Source organism: Alcanivorax sp. HI0044, assembly GCF_001634945.1.
In genome coordinates this window covers 1-1,389 of sequence record NZ_LWEZ01000735.1, presented here as the reverse complement: position 1 = coordinate 1,389, position 1,389 = coordinate 1, and the positions used below count along the sequence as shown (strand labels likewise).

Annotated in this window: 1 protein-coding gene; it reads left to right on the top strand. The window is 55.5% G+C overall.

The genetic code is table 11. The annotated features are described in order from the left end of the window. Positions 1–99 precede the first annotated feature (99 nt). Entirely contained in the window at positions 100–1,290 is a 1,191-nt protein-coding gene (tuf, locus tag A3730_RS08820) for an elongation factor Tu (RefSeq protein WP_063537939.1), read from the top strand. The last annotated feature ends 99 nt before the right edge of the window (positions 1,291–1,389 follow it).

The following is a 1,389-nucleotide window of genomic DNA, read 5'->3' as shown; positions in this document are numbered from 1 at the left end:
GTTCCTGAAGTACGCTGAGGCACCAAAGAATATCGCTGATGAAGTCATCAGCGGCAAGAAATCTTAAATTTACGGTTAATTTGTTAAAGGTATAGAGCCGTGGCTAAGGAAAAGTTCGAACGTAATAAACCGCACGTAAACGTAGGCACCATCGGTCACGTTGACCATGGTAAAACCACCCTGACTGCCGCGCTGACCCGCGTGTGTGCAGAAGTCTGGGGCGGTAGCGCCATTGCTTTCGATGGTATTGATAATGCCCCGGAAGAGCGTGAGCGTGGTATTACCATCGCGACCTCACACGTAGAGTACGATTCTCCGACTCGTCACTACGCCCACGTAGACTGCCCCGGTCACGCTGACTATGTGAAAAACATGATCACCGGTGCCGCGCAGATGGACGGCGCAATCCTGGTTTGTTCCGCAGCTGACGGCCCCATGCCGCAGACTCGTGAGCACATCCTGCTGTCCCGTCAGGTTGGCGTGCCTTTCATTGTTGTGTTCCTGAACAAAGCGGACATGGTTGACGATGAAGAGCTGCTCGAGCTGGTCGAAATGGAAGTGCGTGAGCTGCTGAGCGACTACGACTTCCCGGGTGACGATACTCCGATCATCAAGGGTTCTGCCCTGAAGGCTCTGGAAGGCGATACCAGCGACATCGGTATGCCTGCCGTACAGAAGCTGGTTGAGTGCCTGGACGAGTACATCCCGGAGCCGGAGCGTGCCGTTGATCAGCCGTTCCTGATGCCGATCGAAGACGTATTCTCCATCTCTGGTCGCGGTACTGTAGTAACCGGCCGTGTAGAGCGTGGCATCATCAAGGTGGGTGAAGAGCTGGAAATCGTGGGTATCAACGACACCACCAAGACCACCTGTACCGGTGTTGAGATGTTCCGCAAGCTGCTGGACGAAGGTCGCGCTGGTGAGAACGTTGGTGTTCTGCTGCGTGGTACCAAGCGTGATGAGGTTGAGCGTGGCCAGGTACTGGCCAAGCCGGGCTCCATCAAGCCGCACACCAAGTTCGTTGCTGAGGTGTATGTCCTGAGCAAAGACGAAGGTGGTCGCCACACTCCGTTCTTCAANGGCTACCGTCCGCAGTTCTACTTCCGTACGACTGACGTGACAGGTGCATGTACTCTGCCGGAAGGTACCGAAATGGTAATGCCGGGCGATAACGTGCAGATGGACGTTGAGCTGATCGCTCCGATCGCCATGGAAGACGGCCTGCGCTTCGCGATTCGCGAAGGTGGCCGTACCGTTGGCGCCGGCGTGGTAGCTAAAATCACCGAGTAAGTTTTACGGTGATAAAAAGGGTCGCTTCGGCGGCCCTTTTTTTTGCCTGCGATTTGATGGTGTTGTCAACGGTGTCTGTTGGGCTGTTGAGGCTTGGGG